13 protein-coding genes are annotated in these 16,251 nt (G+C 68.6%); 12 read left to right on the plus strand and 1 reads right to left on the minus strand.

The window, feature by feature from the left end; all coding sequences use genetic code 11:
* The coding region (locus SM757_RS24525) for an ArsA-related P-loop ATPase (RefSeq protein WP_322467409.1) at window positions 1-817 on the plus strand (817 nt) is incomplete at its 5' end.
* 27 nt (window positions 818-844) lie between these two features.
* Here SM757_RS24525 and SM757_RS24530 read toward each other — a convergent pair.
* Window positions 845-1,504, minus strand: coding sequence for a GntR family transcriptional regulator (locus tag SM757_RS24530; RefSeq protein ID WP_322467441.1), 660 nt, complete (start codon window positions 1,502-1,504; stop codon window positions 845-847).
* Window positions 1,505-1,621: 117 nt separating this feature from the next.
* Here SM757_RS24530 and scpA point away from each other — a divergent pair, with 117 nt between their 5' ends.
* The 11 genes from scpA (at window position 1,622) to SM757_RS24585 (ending at window position 16,016) form a co-directional block, all read left to right on the plus strand.
* Window positions 1,622-3,796 carry a methylmalonyl-CoA mutase gene (scpA, locus tag SM757_RS24535; RefSeq protein WP_066333245.1) on the plus strand — a complete coding sequence of 725 codons (2,175 nt, stop codon included), beginning with the start codon at window positions 1,622-1,624 and terminating at the stop codon, window positions 3,794-3,796.
* Between the two features lie 127 nt (window positions 3,797-3,923).
* Window positions 3,924-4,934, plus strand: coding sequence for a methylmalonyl Co-A mutase-associated GTPase MeaB (gene meaB / locus SM757_RS24540; protein WP_322467410.1), 1,011 nt, complete (start codon window positions 3,924-3,926; stop codon window positions 4,932-4,934).
* A 43-nt stretch (window positions 4,935-4,977) separates the two neighbouring features.
* Window positions 4,978-6,510, plus strand: a complete 1,533-nt coding sequence (locus SM757_RS24545) for an acyl-CoA carboxylase subunit beta (RefSeq protein ID WP_066333239.1) — start codon at window positions 4,978-4,980, stop codon at window positions 6,508-6,510.
* A 25-nt stretch (window positions 6,511-6,535) separates the two neighbouring features.
* On the plus strand, window positions 6,536-8,563 hold the full coding sequence (accC, locus tag SM757_RS24550; RefSeq protein WP_322467411.1) for an acetyl-CoA carboxylase biotin carboxylase subunit: 2,028 nt from the start codon (window positions 6,536-6,538) through the stop codon (window positions 8,561-8,563).
* Window positions 8,563-9,036 carry a VOC family protein gene (locus SM757_RS24555; protein WP_322467412.1) on the plus strand — a complete coding sequence of 158 codons (474 nt, stop codon included), beginning with the start codon at window positions 8,563-8,565 and terminating at the stop codon, window positions 9,034-9,036. Before accC ends, SM757_RS24555 begins: the two co-directional genes overlap by 1 nt.
* A 212-nt stretch (window positions 9,037-9,248) precedes the next feature.
* Window positions 9,249-10,649: an adenosylmethionine--8-amino-7-oxononanoate transaminase gene (bioA, locus tag SM757_RS24560; protein WP_322467413.1), complete on the plus strand. Its 1,401-nt coding sequence runs from the start codon at window positions 9,249-9,251 to the stop codon at window positions 10,647-10,649.
* On the plus strand, window positions 10,615-11,823 hold the full coding sequence (gene bioF / locus SM757_RS24565; protein ID WP_322467414.1) for an 8-amino-7-oxononanoate synthase: 1,209 nt from the start codon (window positions 10,615-10,617) through the stop codon (window positions 11,821-11,823). Before bioA ends, bioF begins: the two co-directional genes overlap by 35 nt.
* A complete protein-coding gene (bioD, locus tag SM757_RS24570; RefSeq protein WP_322467415.1) occupies window positions 11,820-12,569 on the plus strand; it encodes a dethiobiotin synthase in 750 nt (249 codons plus the stop codon). Before bioF ends, bioD begins: the two co-directional genes overlap by 4 nt.
* 56 nt (window positions 12,570-12,625) lie before the next feature.
* Entirely contained in the window at window positions 12,626-13,675 is a 1,050-nt protein-coding gene (gene bioB / locus SM757_RS24575) for a biotin synthase BioB (protein ID WP_322467416.1), read from the plus strand.
* Window positions 13,672-14,901 (plus strand): cytochrome P450, encoded by a 1,230-nt coding sequence (locus tag SM757_RS24580; RefSeq protein ID WP_322467417.1) that lies wholly within the window; start codon window positions 13,672-13,674, stop codon window positions 14,899-14,901. Before bioB ends, SM757_RS24580 begins: the two co-directional genes overlap by 4 nt.
* Window positions 14,902-15,173: 272 nt before the next feature.
* Window positions 15,174-16,016, plus strand: a complete 843-nt coding sequence (locus SM757_RS24585; protein ID WP_322467418.1) for a M48 family metallopeptidase — start codon at window positions 15,174-15,176, stop codon at window positions 16,014-16,016.
* The last annotated feature ends 235 nt before the right edge of the window (window positions 16,017-16,251 follow it).

A 16,251-nucleotide genomic window follows, 5' to 3' on the forward strand; every position in this document is an offset into this window, starting at 1 on the left:
GGCGCGCCAGCCGCATGCGCTGGTGATGGTCATGGGCAAGGGCGGCGTGGGCAAGACGACCATCGCCGCCGCGCTGGCCGTGGCCCTGGCGCGCCGGGGCAAGTCGGTGCACCTCTCCACCACCGACCCGGCCGCCCACCTGGCCGCGACGCTGGAAGGCGCCAGCGTGCCGGGCCTGCGCGTGGACCGCATCGACCCGCACGCGGAGACGCAGCGCTACATCGACAAGGTGATGGCCACCAAGGGCCGCGACCTGGACGAGGCCGCGCGCGCCCTGATGCTGGAAGACCTGCGCTCGCCCTGCACCGAGGAGGTGGCGGTGTTCCACGCCTTCTCGCGCATCGTGTCGGAGGCGCGCGGCGCCTTCGTCATCCTGGACACCGCGCCCACCGGCCACACCCTGCTGCTCATGGACGCCACCGGCGCCTACCACCGGCAGATGCTGCGCGACTTCGAAGGCAGCACCGGCGCCCGCGTGGTGACGCCGCTGATGCGGCTGCAGGACGCGGACTACACCCGCATCGTCCTGGTGACGCTGCCCGAGACCACGCCGGTATCGGAAGCCGCCGCGCTGCAGGCGGATTTACAGCGCGCCCGCATCACGCCCTTCGCCTGGGTGGTCAACCGCAGCCTGGCCGCCGCGGGGACGACCTCGCCCGTGCTGGCCGGGCGCATCGCCGGGGAGCGGGTGCAGTTGCAACGCGTGGCCGACGGGCTGGCGCAGCGGACTTACGTGGTGCCTTGGTGCGCGCAGCCGCCCATTGGGGTGCGGGCGCTGGAGGGGCTGGATGCAGAGGACGCGCCGGCCGCCCGGTAGCCCATCAAGACCGGGTGAGCGGCGGCGTCAGCCCCCCGACGCCGCCGCCAGCCCATTCTCGAAATGCGCCCGCATGAGCGCCTGCGCCTTCTCCGCGTCGCGCGCCAGTAGCGCCTGCACCAGCGCGCGGTGCTCGCCCAGCGACTCGGCCACGCGCCCCTGGCGGAACAGCGAGTGGTGCCGGTTGAGCTTCATCACCTTGCGCAGGTCGTTGACGATCTGGTTGCGCCAGCGGTTGCCCGCGATGTGCAGCAGCCGCGCATGGAACTCCTCGTTGGTGCGGAAGAAGGCGTCGCGCTGCGCCTCTTGCGCCTCCAACTGCTCGTGCAGCTTGGCCAGCTCGGCCAGCTCCGGGTCGGTCGCCTTGCGCGCCACCTCGCCCGCGGCGTCGCTCTCCAGCACGGCCAGCAGGTGATAGACCTGCGACACGTCCTGCGTGGACATCTCCGTCACGTAGGCGCCGCGGCGCAGCTTCATCGTCACCAGCCCTTCCACGGCCAGCACCTTCAGCGCCTCGCGCAGCGGCGTGCGGCTGATGCCCAGCGCCGATGTGAGCTTCTGCTCGTCGATCCAGCTCCCGGGCTCCAGCTCGCGGTTGAAGATCTGCTCGCGCAGCCGCTCGGCCACCTCCTGGTACAGCGGGCGTGCCCCAAGCGGCGCGCCCACGGCTTTGGCCGGGGCAGCCATCGATACAGCAGAGTTGGTGGCAGTGGCAGACATGTCGAACGCTTAAGTTGTATTTTGAATTATGCATCTTGTATGATGGATGGCAAGTCAGAACCTGCCCCTTGAGGAAGCACCCCCATGTCGTCCGCCCCCGAGTTCAATTCCGCCTCGCTGCAGCAATGGGCCCAGGCCGCCGCCAAGTCGGCGCCGGGTGGCGACGTGTCGTCGCTGACGTGGAACACGCCCGACGGCATCGCTGTCAAGCCGCTGTACACGTCGGCCGACCTGGAAGGGCTGAAGTTCACGGACACGCTGCCGGGCTTCGAGCCCTTCATCCGCGGCCCGCAGGCCACGATGTACGCGGTGCGGCCCTGGACCATCCGGCAGTACGCGGGCTTCTCGACGGCGGAAGAGTCCAACGCCTTCTATCGCAAGGCGCTGGCCGCGGGCGGCCAGGGCGTGTCGGTGGCGTTCGACCTGGCCACGCACCGTGGTTACGACAGCGACCATCCGCGCGTGACCGGCGACGTGGGCAAGGCCGGCGTGGCCATCGACTCGGTCGAGGACATGAAGATCCTGTTCGACGGCATCCCGCTGGACAAGGTCAGCGTCTCCATGACCATGAACGGCGCCGTGCTGCCCGTGCTGGCCGGCTACGTGGTGGCGGCCGAGGAACAGGGCGTGCCGCAGGACAAGCTCTCCGGGACCATACAGAACGACATCCTCAAGGAGTTCATGGTCCGCAACACGTACATCTATCCGCCTGAGCCCAGCATGCGGATCATCGGCGACATCATCGAGTACACGGCCAAGAACATGCCGAAGTTCAACTCGATCTCGATCTCCGGCTACCACATGCAGGAAGCCGGCGCCAACCAGGCACTTGAGCTGGCCTTCACGCTGGCCGACGGCAAGGAGTACGTGAAGACCGCCATGGCCAAGGGCCTGGACGTGGACGAGTTCGCCGGCCGCCTCTCGTTCTTCTGGGCCATCGGCATGAACTTCTATCTGGAGATCGCCAAGATGCGCGCCGCGCGCCTCTTGTGGTGCCGGATCATGAAGGGCTTCAACGCCAAGAAGCCCAAGAGCCTGATGCTGCGCACCCACTGCCAGACCTCCGGCTGGAGCCTCACCGAGCAGGACCCGTACAACAACGTCGTCCGCACCACGATTGAAGCCATGGCCGCGGTGTTCGGCGGCACGCAAAGCCTGCACACCAACTCGCTGGACGAGGCCATCGCGCTGCCCACCGAGTTCTCCTCGCGCATTGCCCGCAACACGCAGCTCATCATCCAGGAAGAGACCCACATCACCAGCGTGGTGGACCCATGGGCCGGCTCCTACATGATGGAGAAGCTCACGCAGGAAATGGCGGACAAGGCCTGGGCCATCATCGAGGAGGTCGAGGCCATGGGCGGCATGACCAAGGCCGTGGACAGCGGCTGGGCCAAGCTCAAGATCGAGGCCAGCGCCGCGGAGAAGCAGGCGCGCATCGACAGCGGCCGCGACGTGATCGTCGGCGTCAACAAGTACAAGCTGGCCAAGGAAGACCCGGTCGAGATTCTGGAGGTGGACAACGTCAAGGTGCGCGAGGCCCAGATCGCGCGGCTGCAAAGCATCAAGGCCACGCGAGAGGGCCAGAAGGTGCAGGCGGCTCTTGATGCCCTCACTGAAGCCGCGCGCAACAACAGCGGCAACCTCCTGGGCCTGGCCATCGAGGCCATCCGGCTGCGCGCCACCGTGGGCGAGGTCAGCGACGCGCTGGAAGTGGTGTTCGGCCGCCACCGCGCCGACATCCAGAAGGTCACCGGCGTGTACGCCGCGGCCTACGACAGCGCCGAGGGCTGGGACAAGCTGCGCGGCGAGATCGACGCCTTCGCCCAGGAAGCGGGCCGGCGCCCGCGCGTGATGATTGCCAAGCTGGGCCAGGACGGCCACGACCGCGGCGCCAAGGTGGTGGCCACCGCCTTCGCCGACCTGGGCTTCGACGTGGACATGGGGCCCCTCTTCCAGACGCCGGAAGAGTGCGCCCGCCAGGCCATCGAAAACGACGTGCACGCCGTGGGCATCTCCACGCTGGCCGCCGGCCACAAGACGCTGGTGCCGGCCATCATTGCCGAGCTCAGGAAGCAGGGCGCGGACGACATCATCGTCTTCGTCGGTGGCGTGATCCCGCAGCAGGACTACGGCTTCCTGTTCGATGCCGGCGTCAAGGGCGTGTACGGCCCGGGCACGCCGATTCCGGCCAGCGCCAAGGACGTGCTGGAGCAGATCCGCGCCGCCACCGGCCTCCAGGCCCCCGCCGCCGCCTGAGCGCAGCCCCTTCACCACCGTTCATAAAAGCAAGCCCGCCACCCCGGGATGCACCGCGGCCCCGGGAGGATTCGTCCTCCCGGAGGCCGCACCCTTCACCAACGCAACCGCACAGCCGCAGCAGTACATGAGCCTGTCCGACCAGGCCCTGGCCGAGGCCATCCTCGGCACCCCGGGCCCTGCGCAGCGCCGCGCCATCGCCAAGACCATCACGCTGCTCGAATCGACGCGCGCGGACCACCGCGTGCGCGCCGACGAGCTGCTCAACCAGTTGCTCGCGCACAGCGGGCGCTCGCTGCGCCTGGGCATCTCCGGCGTGCCGGGCGTGGGCAAGAGCACCTTCATCGAGGCGCTTGGGCTGTTCCTCATCGAGCAGGGGCACCGCGTGGCGGTGCTGGCCGTGGACCCCTCCTCCAGCGTCTCCGGCGGCTCCATCCTGGGCGACAAGACGCGCATGGAGCAGCTGTCCATGGACGAGCGCGCCTACATCCGGCCCTCCCCTTCCAGCGGCACGCTGGGCGGCGTGGCAGAGAAGACGCGCGAGTCGCTGCTGGTGTGCGAAGCCGCGGGCTACGACATCGTCATCGTCGAGACCGTGGGCGTGGGCCAGAGCGAGACGGCCGTGGCCAACATGACGGACATGTTCGTGCTGCTGCAACTGCCCAACGCCGGCGACGACCTGCAAGCCATCAAGAAGGGCGTGATGGAGCTGGCCGACCTGGTGGTGATCAACAAGGCCGACCTGGACGCCAACGCCGCCACGCGGGCGCGCGCGCAGATCACCAGCGCCCTGCGGCTCTTTGGCCAGCATGGCGACCCGCACCACGCGGCGCACGACCAAGCCTTGTGGCAGCCGCAGGTGCTGCAGCTCTCGGCGCTCAAGGCGCAGGGGCTGCCGGAGTTTTGGGCGGCGGTCACCCGCTACCGCGAGTTGCAGGCGGCCAACGGCCGCTTCGCGGCACGCCGCAACGACCAGGACCAGGCGTGGATGTGGGAACGCATAGACGCCGGCCTGAAGCAACGTTTCCGGCAGCACCCGGCCGTGCAGGCCGCGCTGCCGGTGCTCTCGCAACAGGTGCGCAGCGGCGAGGTCGCCGCCTCGGTGGCCGCGCGCCGGCTGCTGGAACTGTTCAACTGAATCAACCCGGCCGAATCAGACCGAAGTACGAGGAGAGGTACCCATGCACGACATCCAGCAGATGCTCGAAGACAAGCGCGCCAAGGCACGCCTGGGCGGCGGGCAGCGGCGCATCGACGCCCAGCACTCCAAGGGCAAGCTCACGGCGCGCGAGCGCATCGAGATGCTGTTCGACGAGGGCACGTTCGAAGAGTGGGACATGTTCGTCGAGCACCGCTGCGTCGACTTCGGCATGGCGGACAACAAGATCCCCGGCGACGGCGTGGTCACCGGCTACGGCATGATCAACGGCCGCCTGGTGTTCGTGTTCAGCCAGGACTTCACCGTGTTCGGCGGCGCGCTCTCCGAGGCCCACGCCGAGAAGATCTGCAAGATCATGGACCAGGCCATGAAGGTCGGCGCGCCCGTGATCGGCCTCAACGACTCCGGCGGCGCCCGCATACAGGAAGGCGTGGCCTCCCTGGGCGGCTACGCCGATGTGTTCCAGCGCAACGTGATGGCCTCCGGCGTCATCCCGCAGATCAGCCTGATCATGGGCCCCTGCGCCGGCGGCGCGGTGTACTCGCCCGCCATGACCGACTTCATCTTCATGGTGAAGGACAGCTCGTACATGTTCGTCACCGGGCCGGAAGTGGTGAAGACCGTGACGCACGAGGAAGTGACCGCCGAGGAGCTGGGCGGCGCCTCCGCGCACACCAGCAAGAGCGGCGTGTGCGACCTGGCGTTCGAGAACGACGTCGAAGCCATCCTCATGCTTCGCCGCTTCTTCAACTACCTGCCCCTGAACAACAAGGAAAAGCCCCCGGTGCGCCCGTCGGGCGATCCGGCGCAGCGCCTGGACTACTCGCTCGACACCCTGGTGCCGGACAACCCCAACAAGCCCTACGACATCAAGGAGCTGATCTCCAAGGTCGTTGACGACGGCGACTTCTTCGAGCTGCAGCCCGACTACGCCGCCAACATCGTGGTGGGCTTCGCGCGCATGGATGGGCAAAGCGTGGGCATCGTCGCCAACAATCCGCTGGTGCTGGCCGGCTGCCTGGACATCAAGAGCTCCATCAAGGCCGCGCGCTTCGTGCGCTTCTGCGACGCCTTCAACATCCCCGTGGTGACCTTCGTGGACGTGCCCGGCTTCATGCCCGGCACGGCCCAGGAGTACGGCGGCATCATCAAGCACGGCGCCAAGCTGCTCTACGCCTACGCCGAGTGCACGGTGCCCAAGATCACCGTCATCACCCGCAAGGCCTACGGCGGCGCCTACGACGTGATGAGCTCCAAGCACCTGCGCGGCGACGTCAACTTCGCCTGGCCCAACGCCGAGATCGCGGTGATGGGCGCCAAGGGCGCGGTGGAGATCATCTTCCGCGAAGAGAAGGGCGACCCCGAAAAGCTCGCGGCCAAGGAAGCCGAGTACAAGGCCCGCTTCGCCAACCCCTTCGTGGCCGGTGCACGCGGCTTCATCGACGACGTGATCCAGCCCCACGAGACGCGCAAGCGCATCTGCCGCTCGCTGGTAATGCTCAAGGACAAGCAGCTTGAGAACCCGTGGCGCAAGCACGGCAACATCCCGCTGTGATCAGGCCCCGAGGAGATAAGACGTCATGTTCAAGAAAATCCTGATCGCCAACCGCGGCGAGATCGCCTGCCGCGTCATCAAGGCGGCCAAGAAGATGGGCATCGCCACGGTGGCGGTGTACTCCGAGGCCGACAAGGACGCGCTGCACGTGGAGCTGGCCGACGAGGCCGTGCTGCTGGGCCCGGCCCCGTCGCGCGAGTCCTACCTGGTGGCCGACAAGATCATCGCCGCGTGCAAGCGCACCGGCGCCGAAGCCGTGCACCCGGGCTACGGCTTCCTGTCGGAAAACGAGGACTTCGCCCGCCGCGTGGAAGAGGAAGGCATCGCCTTCATCGGCCCAAAACACTACTCCATCGCGGCCATGGGCGACAAGATCGCCTCCAAGAAGCTGGCCAAGGAAGCCCAGGTCAACACCATCCCGGGCTGGAACGACGCCATCGAGACGCCCGAGCAGGCCGTGTCCATCGCCAAGGACATCGGCTACCCGGTGATGATCAAGGCCAGCGCCGGCGGCGGCGGCAAGGGCCTGCGCGTGGCCTTCAACGACAAGGAAGCCTTCGAGGGCTTCTCCTCCTGCCGCAACGAGGCCCGCAACAGCTTCGGCGACGACCGCGTCTTCATCGAGAAGTTCGTGGAGGAGCCGCGCCACATCGAGATCCAGATCCTCGGTGACGCGCACGGCAACGTGGTCTACCTCAACGAGCGCGAGTGCTCCATCCAACGCCGCCACCAGAAGGTGATCGAGGAGGCGCCCTCGCCCTTCATCTCCGACGAGACCCGCCGCGCCATGGGCGAGCAGGCCGTGGCCCTGGCCAAGGCCGTGAAGTACCAGAGCGCGGGCACGGTGGAGTTCGTGGTCGGCAAGGACCAGTCCTTCTACTTCCTGGAGATGAACACCCGGCTGCAGGTGGAGCACCCGGTCACCGAGTGCATCACCGGCCTGGACCTGGTGGAGCAGATGATCCGCGTGGCCGCGGGCGAGCCGCTGGCCTTCGGGCAGGCCGACGTCAAGCGCGACGGCTGGGCCATCGAGTGCCGCATCAACGCGGAAGACCCCTTCCGCAACTTCCTGCCCTCCACGGGCCGCCTGGTGCGCTTCCAGCCGCCGTGGCAGAACCTGGAAGCCTCCCAGCCCGGCGTGGCAGGCGGCGGCGTGCGCGTGGACACCGGCGTGCAGGAGGGTGGCGAGATCCCGATGTTCTACGACTCGATGATCGCCAAGCTCATCGTGCACGGGAAGGACCGGCTGGACGCCATCCAGAAGATGCGCGAGGCGCTCAACGGCTTCGTGATCCGCGGCATCTCCAGCAACATCCCCTTCCAGTCGGCGCTGCTGGCGCACCCGCAGTTCGTCGCGGGCGACTTCAACACCGGCTTCATCGCCGAGCACTATCCCAAGGGCTTCAACGCCTCGGACGTGCCGCACGAGGACCCGGACTTCCTGGTGGCCCTGGCCGCCGCGGCCAACCGCCGCTTCCTGGAGCGCTCGGCCGGCATCAGCGGCCAGCTCAAGGGCATGAGCGTGGGCATCGGCGAGGAGTTCACCGTCATCGTCAAGGGCCCGCAAGGCCAGAACCAGCACCGCAACGTGACGGTGAAACCCAACGGCGTGCTGGCCGTGACGGTGGAAGGCAAGCGCTACGAGCTGGAGAAGGACTGGCGCATCGGCTCCATCCGCGCCAGCGGCGCCTGCAACGGCACGCCCTTCACGGCGCAGATCGAGCGCAAGGGCGTGTGGCTGCGCGTGGCGCACAACGGCCTGGCGATCGAGGCCATGGTGCTGTCGCCGCGCAGCGCCGAGCTGGCCAAGCTCATGCCCTACAAGGCGCCGCCCGACACCTCCAAGTTCCTGCTGTCGCCCATGCCGGGCCTGCTGGCGGACCTGCTGGTGCAGCCCGGGCAGCCCGTGCAGGCCGGCGAGCGCCTGGCCGTCATCGAGGCCATGAAGATGGAGAACATCCTCGTGGCCGCGCAGGACGGCGTGGTGGACGCCGTGATGGCCAACAAGGGCGAGAGCCTGGCCGTGGACCAGCCCATCCTGAGGTTCAAGTGATGACGACCACGACTCCCAAGCCGTTCAGGATTCTCGGCATCCAGCAGATCGCCATCGGCGGCCCAAGCAAGGACAAGCTGAAGTCGCTGTGGGTGGACATGCTGGGGCTGCAGGTGAAAAGCACCTTCGTCTCCGAGCGTGAGAACGTGGACGAGGACATCTGCGCCTTGGGGCAAGGCCCAACTGCCGTCGAGGTGGACCTGATGCAGCCGCTGGACCCCGAGAAGAAGCCGGCCGTGCACGCCACGCCGCTGAACCACGTGGGCCTGTGGGTGGACGACCTGCCCAAGGCCGTGGAATGGATGGCGGCCAACGGCGTGCGCTTCGCCCCGGGCGGCATCCGCAAGGGTGCGGCGGGCTACGACATCTGCTTCATCCATCCCAAGGGCAACGAGGAGTTCCCCGTGGGCGGCGAAGGCGTGCTCATTGAGCTGGTCCAGGCCCCGCCGGACGTGGTCGCCGCGCTGGGCTGACGGCGGCCGGGACGGCCGCGGGGGACTTTTGTTCCAGCCCGGCTTGGGCTGGACGAACAGCTTGCCAACGCTTGTAGGAGGCCCGCTTGCGGGTCGAATCCCCCACGGCCTCCGCCGTTCGGCTCGCAAACGGGCCTCCTGCAAGCCAGGCAAGCGCCCTGGCGCCGGCTGCGAAAATCGGCCTTTGTCTCCCCCCAACCGGAAGCACCCCCATGAGCACCAACGCCGAGTGGCAGCGCCGCAGCCTGGCCAGCCTCTGGCACCCCTGTACGCAGATGCAGCGCGCCGCGGCCGTGCCCCCGCTGCCCATGGTGCGCGGCCAGGGGCCGTGGCTGTTCGACGCCGAAGGCAAGCGCTACTTCGACGCGCTCAGCAGTTGGTGGGTCAACCTCTTCGGCCACGCCGATGCGCGCATCGCCGCGGCCCTCAAGGACCAGCTCGACACCCTGCCGCACGTGATGCTGGCCGGGTGCACGCACGCGCCGGCCGTGGAGCTGGCCGAGCGCCTTGCCGCGCGCACCGGCGGCGCGCTGGGCCATGCCTTCTTCGCCAGCGACGGCGCCTCGGCCGTCGAGATCGCGCTGAAGATGAGCTTTCACGCCTGGCGCAACCGCGGGCTCGCGGACAAGCAGGAGTTCGTCTGCGTCAGGCAGGGCTACCACGGCGAGACGCTGGGCGCCCTGGCCGTGACGGACGTGAAGGTGTTCCGCGACGCCTACGACCCGCTGCTGCTGCGCGCGCACCAGGTCGGCTCGCCGGACGCGCGCCAGGCCCGCGCGGGCGAGACGGCGGCCGACGTGGCCGCGCGCGCCGCGGCGGAGGTGGAGGCGCTGTTCCAGGAGCGCGCCGGCCGCATCGCCGCCCTCATCGTCGAGCCGCTGGTGCAGGGCGCCGCGGGCATGGCGATGCACGACGTGTCGTACCTGAAGGCGCTGCGCGCGCTGTGCACGCGCTTCAACGTGCACCTCATCGCCGACGAGATCGCCGTGGGCTGCGGGCGCACGGGCAGCTTCTTCGCCTCGGAACAGGCGCTGCCGGTGGGCACCTCGGACGCCGACCGCCGGGCGGCCTGGCCGGACTTCATCACGCTGTCCAAGGGCATCAGCGGCGGCTTCCTGCCGCTGTCGCTGGTGCTGAGCACGGACGAGGTCTACGCCGCCTTCCTGGACGAGGACGTGGCCCGCGGCTTCCTGCATTCCCACTCCTACACCGGCAACGCCCTGGCCTGCCGCGCCGCGCTGGCGGTGCTGGACCGCTTCGAGCAGGACGACGTGCTGGCGCGCAACGCCGCGCAGGCCGAGGTGCTCACCGCCTCGCTTCAACCCTTGTGGCAGAACGACCCCCGGGTGGAACACCCCCGGCGCTGCGGCATGATCTGGGCCTTCGACGTGAAGGCCGAACACGCCGGCGGCAACTTCGCCGAGCGTTTCCATCTGGCGGGGCGGCAACGCGAGCTGCTGATCCGCCCCATAGGCCGCACGGTGTACCTCATGCCGCCTTACGTGCTGGACGAAACCCTGTCGCCCTGGCTGGCGCAACAGGTGATGGCCACGCTGCAGGACGTGCTGGACCAACCCGATGCTGATCGCACACATCAACCGCCAACTGCTTGAGCTGGACGCTGCGGCGCTGCGCCGCCGCCTGCGCGTGGCCGAATCGCCCTGCGATCCGCTGCAAGCCTTCGAGGGCGAACATGGCGGCCAGGCGCTGCTGGCCTTCTGCAGCAACGACTACCTGGGCCTGGCCCACCACGGCGCCCTGGCGCAGGCCATGGCCGAGGGCGCGCGGCTGTGGGGCACCGGCAGCGGCGCCTCGCACCTGGTCAGCGGCCACATGCGGCCGCACGCGCAGGTGGAAGACCTCATCGCCCGCTGGTTCGCGCCGCACATCCCGCACGCCCGCGCGCTGCTGATGTGCAGCGGCTACATGGCCAACCTGGCGCTGACCACGGCGCTGGGCGACGGCAGCGCCACGCTCTTTTGCGACAAGCTCAACCACGCCTCGCTCATCGACGGCGCGCGGCTGGCCGACGCCGAGGTGAAGCGCTACGCCCACGGCCGGCTGGACGTGCTGGCGCAGCAGCTCGCCGCTTGCACGACGCCGCTCAAGCTCATCGTGACGGACGCCGTCTTCAGCATGGACGGCGACATCGCCGACCTGCCGGCGCTCCTGAAGCTGGCCGAGGCGCACGACGCCTGGCTGATCCTGGACGACGCCCACGGCCTGGGCGTGCTGGGCGAGCACGGCCACGGCGCGCTGGAGCATTTCAAGCTGCACAGCGAGCGGCTGATCTGCATGGGCACGCTGGGCAAGGCGGCGGGCGTGTCCGGCGCCTTCGTGGCGGCGCACCCGGCCATCATCGAATGGCTGATCCAGAAGGCCCGCAGCTTCATCTACACGACGGCCATGCCGCCGGCGGTGGCGCACACCATCCTGGCCAGCCTCAAGGTGATCGAAAGCCCGGAAGGGCGCGCCCGCCGCACGCGGCTGATGGGCCTGATCGAGCAACTGCGCACCGGCTTGCGGGCGCTGCTGGCCGCTCAGCCGGCGTGGACGCTGGGCGAGAGCGCCACGGCCATCCAGCCGCTCATCGTGGGCGACAACGAGACGGCCCTGCGCCTGTCCGCCACGCTGCGCCAGCAAGGCATTTACGTGCCCGCCATGCGCCCGCCCACGGTGCCGCAAGGCACGGCGCGGCTGCGCATCACGCTCAGCGCCGCGCACACGCCGGCGCAGGTGCAGCGGCTGCTGCTGGCGCTGGCCCAGGCCATGGGAGAGCCGGCTTGAGCGCGGGCATCGACACCACCAACGCCGGGGCCGGTGGCCTGCGCGGCTGCTTCGTCACCGGCACGGACACGGGCGTGGGCAAGTCCCACGTCAGCGCCGCGCTGCTGCACTGGTTGACGGCGCGCGGCCACAAGGCGGCCGGCTACAAGCCCGTGGCGTCCGGCCTGGACATGGGCCCGGACGGGCGGCTGTTCAACGAGGACGTGGAGGCGCTGCGCCGCGCCGGCAGCGTCCCGCTGCCCGCCTCGCTCATCGGCCCCTGCCAGCTCAAGACGGCCTGCGCCCCGCACATCGCCGCCGAGATCGACGGCGTGGCGATCGACCGCGTCGCGCTGCTGCGCGGCGCGCAGGCCGTGGCCCAGCACGTGGACTACCTCGTGGTGGAGGGCGCCGGCGGCCTGGTGATCCCCTTGGGCGCCGACTGGGACAGCACCCAGCTCATGAGCGCGCTGCACCTGCCGGTGGTGCTGGTGGTGGGCCTGCGGCTGGGCTGCCTGAACCACGCCATCCTCACCGCCGACGGCCTGCACCAGCGCCGGCTGGGCCTGGCCGGCTGGGTGGCCAACGTGATCGATCCGGACATGCCGCACCTGCAGCGCAACGTGCAGACGCTGCGCCATGAGCTGGACCGCCGTTACCAGTCGCCCTGCCTGGGCGTCGTCCCTTTCTTGACCAAACCCCAACCCGCCGCCGTTGCCCAGCATCTGGACGGCGCCGCGCTGCAGGCTCTCTTCGGCCTGGAGTGACAATCGACCCTTTGTCGGAACACCTCCGAACACCTCCGGAAAGCAGTAACGAAGCCATGAGCACCGTCGCCACCATCTCCGTCGAATCCCTGCGCCGCACGGCTCCCGTTGAAAAGAAGCCGGGCCGCTGGTCGGTGGCGGACGTGCAGGCCCTGTACGACCTGCCCTTCATGGAGCTGATGTTCAAGGCCCAGCAGGTGCACCGCGAGCACTTCGACCCCAGCGAGGTGCAGCTCTCCACGCTGCTGAGCATCAAGACCGGCGGCTGCGCCGAGGACTGCGGCTACTGCCCGCAGTCGGCGCACTTCGACACGGGCGTGGAGGCGTCCAAGCTCATGTCCATCTCCGAGGTGCTGGGCGCGGCCCAGGCCGCCAAGGACCAGGGTGCCTCGCGCTTCTGCATGGGCGCGGCGTGGCGCAGCCCCAAGGAGCGCGACATGGAGCGCGTGACCGAGATGGTGCGCGGCGTGCGCAGCCTGGGCCTGGAGACCTGCATGACGCTGGGCATGCTGGACAAGGCGCAGGCGACGCAGCTCAAGGACGCCGGCCTCGACTACTACAACCACAACCTCGACACCTCGCCGGACAACTACAACAACATCATCCACACGCGCACCTACCAGGACCGGCTGGACACCCTCTCCAACGTGCGTGACGCCGGCATCAACGTGTGCTGCGGCGGCATCGTGGGCATGGGCGAGACGCGCGAGCAGCGCGCCGGGCTGATCGCCGAGCTGGCCAACCTGGAGCCCTACCCCGAGTCCGTGCCCATCAACAACCTGGTGCCCGTGCCGGGCACGCCGCTGGCCGGCAGCGAGCCGCTGGACCCGTTCGAGTTCGTTCGCACCATCGCCGTGGCGCGCATCACCATGCCCACCACCATGGTCCGCCTCTCCGCCGGCCGCGAGGACATGGACGAGGCGCTGCAGGCCCTGTGCTTCATGGCCGGCGCCAACTCCATCTTCTACGGCGAGCGGCTGCTGACCACGGCCAACCCGCAGGCCGAGAAGGACCGCAAGCTGTTCCAGCGCCTGCAACTGAAACCCCAGGGCCAGCGCCCCGAGGTGCAGGCGCACGTGGACGTGTCCGCCGCGGTCGCCAAATGAGCGCCCTGCTGGCGCCGCGCGAGGCGGTGGCGCCCTTCGTCGACCTGGAGTTCCTGCAGGACCCCTATCCCGCCTACGCGCGGCTGCGCGAGGCGGGAGCGCTGCTGTGGAGCAATGAGTTCTTCGGCGGCGCCTGGCTGCTCACGCGCCACGCGGACGTGGAATCCGCCCTGCGCGACCCGCGCCTGTCGGCCCGCCGCACGGGCGGCTGGGTGATGCGCGCGGCCGAGCCGCAGGGCCGCGACGAGCTCACGCCCATGCAGCGGCTGTTCACGCGCTGCCTGCCCTTCCTGGACGCGCCGGACCACACGCGGCTGCGCAAGGTGCTGCAGCCGGCCTTCCGGCCGGACCGCATCCAGGCGCTCAAGCCCGTGACGCAGGCGCTCATCGACGAGCTGCTGGACGAGGCGGGCGACGAGTTCGACTTCATGGAGGCCATTGCCCGCCCGCTGCCCGCGCGCGTGATCGCCAAGCTCATGGACGTGGACAGCGCCATCTACGCCGACTTCACGGCCTGGAGCGAGGACATCGCCGCCTTCCTGGGCGCGGTGAACCCGACGCAGGCGCAGGTGCGCGCCGCGCAGCGCAGCGTGGTGGCGCTGGCCGGCTACTTCGAACGCGAGCTGCTGCCCGCGCGCCGCCAGCACCCCGGTGACGACCTGGTGAGCCTGCTGCTGGCCGCCCAGGCCGACGGCCAGGTGGAGGACGGCGCCGAGCTGCTGGCGCAGTGCGCCATGCTGCTGTTCGCCGGCTACGAGACCACCCGCCACCTGCTGGGCAACGCCGTGCACGCGCTGCTGACGCACCGCGCCCAATGGGAACGCCTGTGCGAGCAGCCGGAGCTGCTGCCCAACGCCGTGCGCGAGCTGCTGCGCCACGACACCCCGGTGCAATGGAGCGGCCGGCGCGTGATGGCGGACTTCACGCTGCACGGGCAGCGGCTCCAGCGGGGCGAGCTGGTGCTGGCCATGATCGGCGCCGCCAACCGCGACCCGGCGCGCCATGAAATGCCGGAGCTGCTGGACGTGGCCCGCGCCAACCCGGGCGCGCTGTCGTTCGGCACCGGGCCGCATGTGTGCCTGGGCGCTTCACTGACCCAGCTCGAAACCCAGACGGTGCTCGGAGCGCTTTTGAAAAGGCGGCCGGGGCTGAAATTGAATGGGGTTTCAGTGAGGACGCAGAGTCCGCTGTATCGGGGGTTTGTGAGGTTGCTGGTGGCGGGGTAAGCCCCAGGCACCGCCCTTATCTTATCCGTCCCATGGACGAAGAAAAGGCCGCAACAAGCGGCCTTTTTTGTGGATTTTTGCCTGTGTCACAAAATATACCCACAAGCCACCATAAACCCTGCCTGAGTTTCTAGAGCCGAATATGATCAATGACTTTCGTTCAAAACTTTTATCATTGAAAGCAGCAAATATTATCAATAAAACCTTCAGGTACAATATTTGCTCTTATAAATTCACAACCAATATCCGTTCTTGAACGCACCCGCCCTGCCATGAAAACCAAGCCCACTCGCCGCTTTGTCCAGTCCTTGCTTTCACTGGCTTTCGCTTCCGTTCTCACTGCCTGTGCCACCAGCACGGCCCCCGGCGCCGTAGGCATTCAGCGCCAGCAGTTATTGATCGTCCCGGCCGAGACGGTGAATGCCGAAGCCGCCCAGGGGTTCAAGCAGCTCTCCTCCACCGCCAGCAGCAAGGGCAAGCTCAACAACGACCCGGCCCTCACGCGCCGCGTGCGTGACATAGGCAACCGGCTCATACGCGAGGCCCCGGTATTCCGCCCCGATGCGGCGCAGTGGGCCTGGGAAATCAATGTTTTTGATTCGGACGAGGTCAATGCCTTTTGCGCCCCGGGCGGGAAAATCGGCGTCTTCACCGGCCTGGTGCGCAAGCTGCAATTGACCGACGACGAATTGGCCGCCGTCATGGGCCATGAAATCGCCCATGCGCTGCGCGAGCATTCGCGCGAGCAGGTTTCCCAGCAAACCGTGTCCGGCGCCGTCGTTGAGGGCTTGGCTGCCGCGTCGCCCAACAACGCCGGCATCGTCGGCACCCTGGGCAATGCCGGGGCGCAGCTTTTCCTGCACCTGCCCTTCTCGCGCGACATGGAATTGGAAGCCGACGTCATGGGCCTGGAGCTCATGGCCCGCGCCGGCTACGACCCGCGCCAGGCGCCGCAGGTCTGGAAAAAGATGCAGCGCCTCTCCGGTGGCCAGGAGCCCGTGCAGTTCTTCAGCACCCACCCCAACAGCGCCAACCGCATCGCCGCCCTGGAAGCCAACGTGCCCAAAGTGCTGCCGCTGTATGAGGCGCGGGTGGGACGGCCGCTTTTCCGCTGAGGTGCCGCTGAGGTGCCGCTGAGCAGTGGCCCGCCGCATCGCGCGGCGGCATTTCAATTCACCGGCCCGCCAGTTTTCTGATCAATCGCTTCAACCCAGTCCCGACACTTTTCATGGACGTGGCCGCGGTGTTCCCCCGGACCCGAATGCCTTCCCCCCAGCCCTGCATCCACTCCTTGGCCATGGGCGAGCCCACGGGATAAGGACACTCGCTGTTCACCACCTGCCCGGCCAA

The organism is Azohydromonas lata, from assembly GCF_034427735.1.
GTDB classification, from domain to species: domain Bacteria; phylum Pseudomonadota; class Gammaproteobacteria; order Burkholderiales; family Burkholderiaceae_C; genus Azohydromonas; species Azohydromonas lata.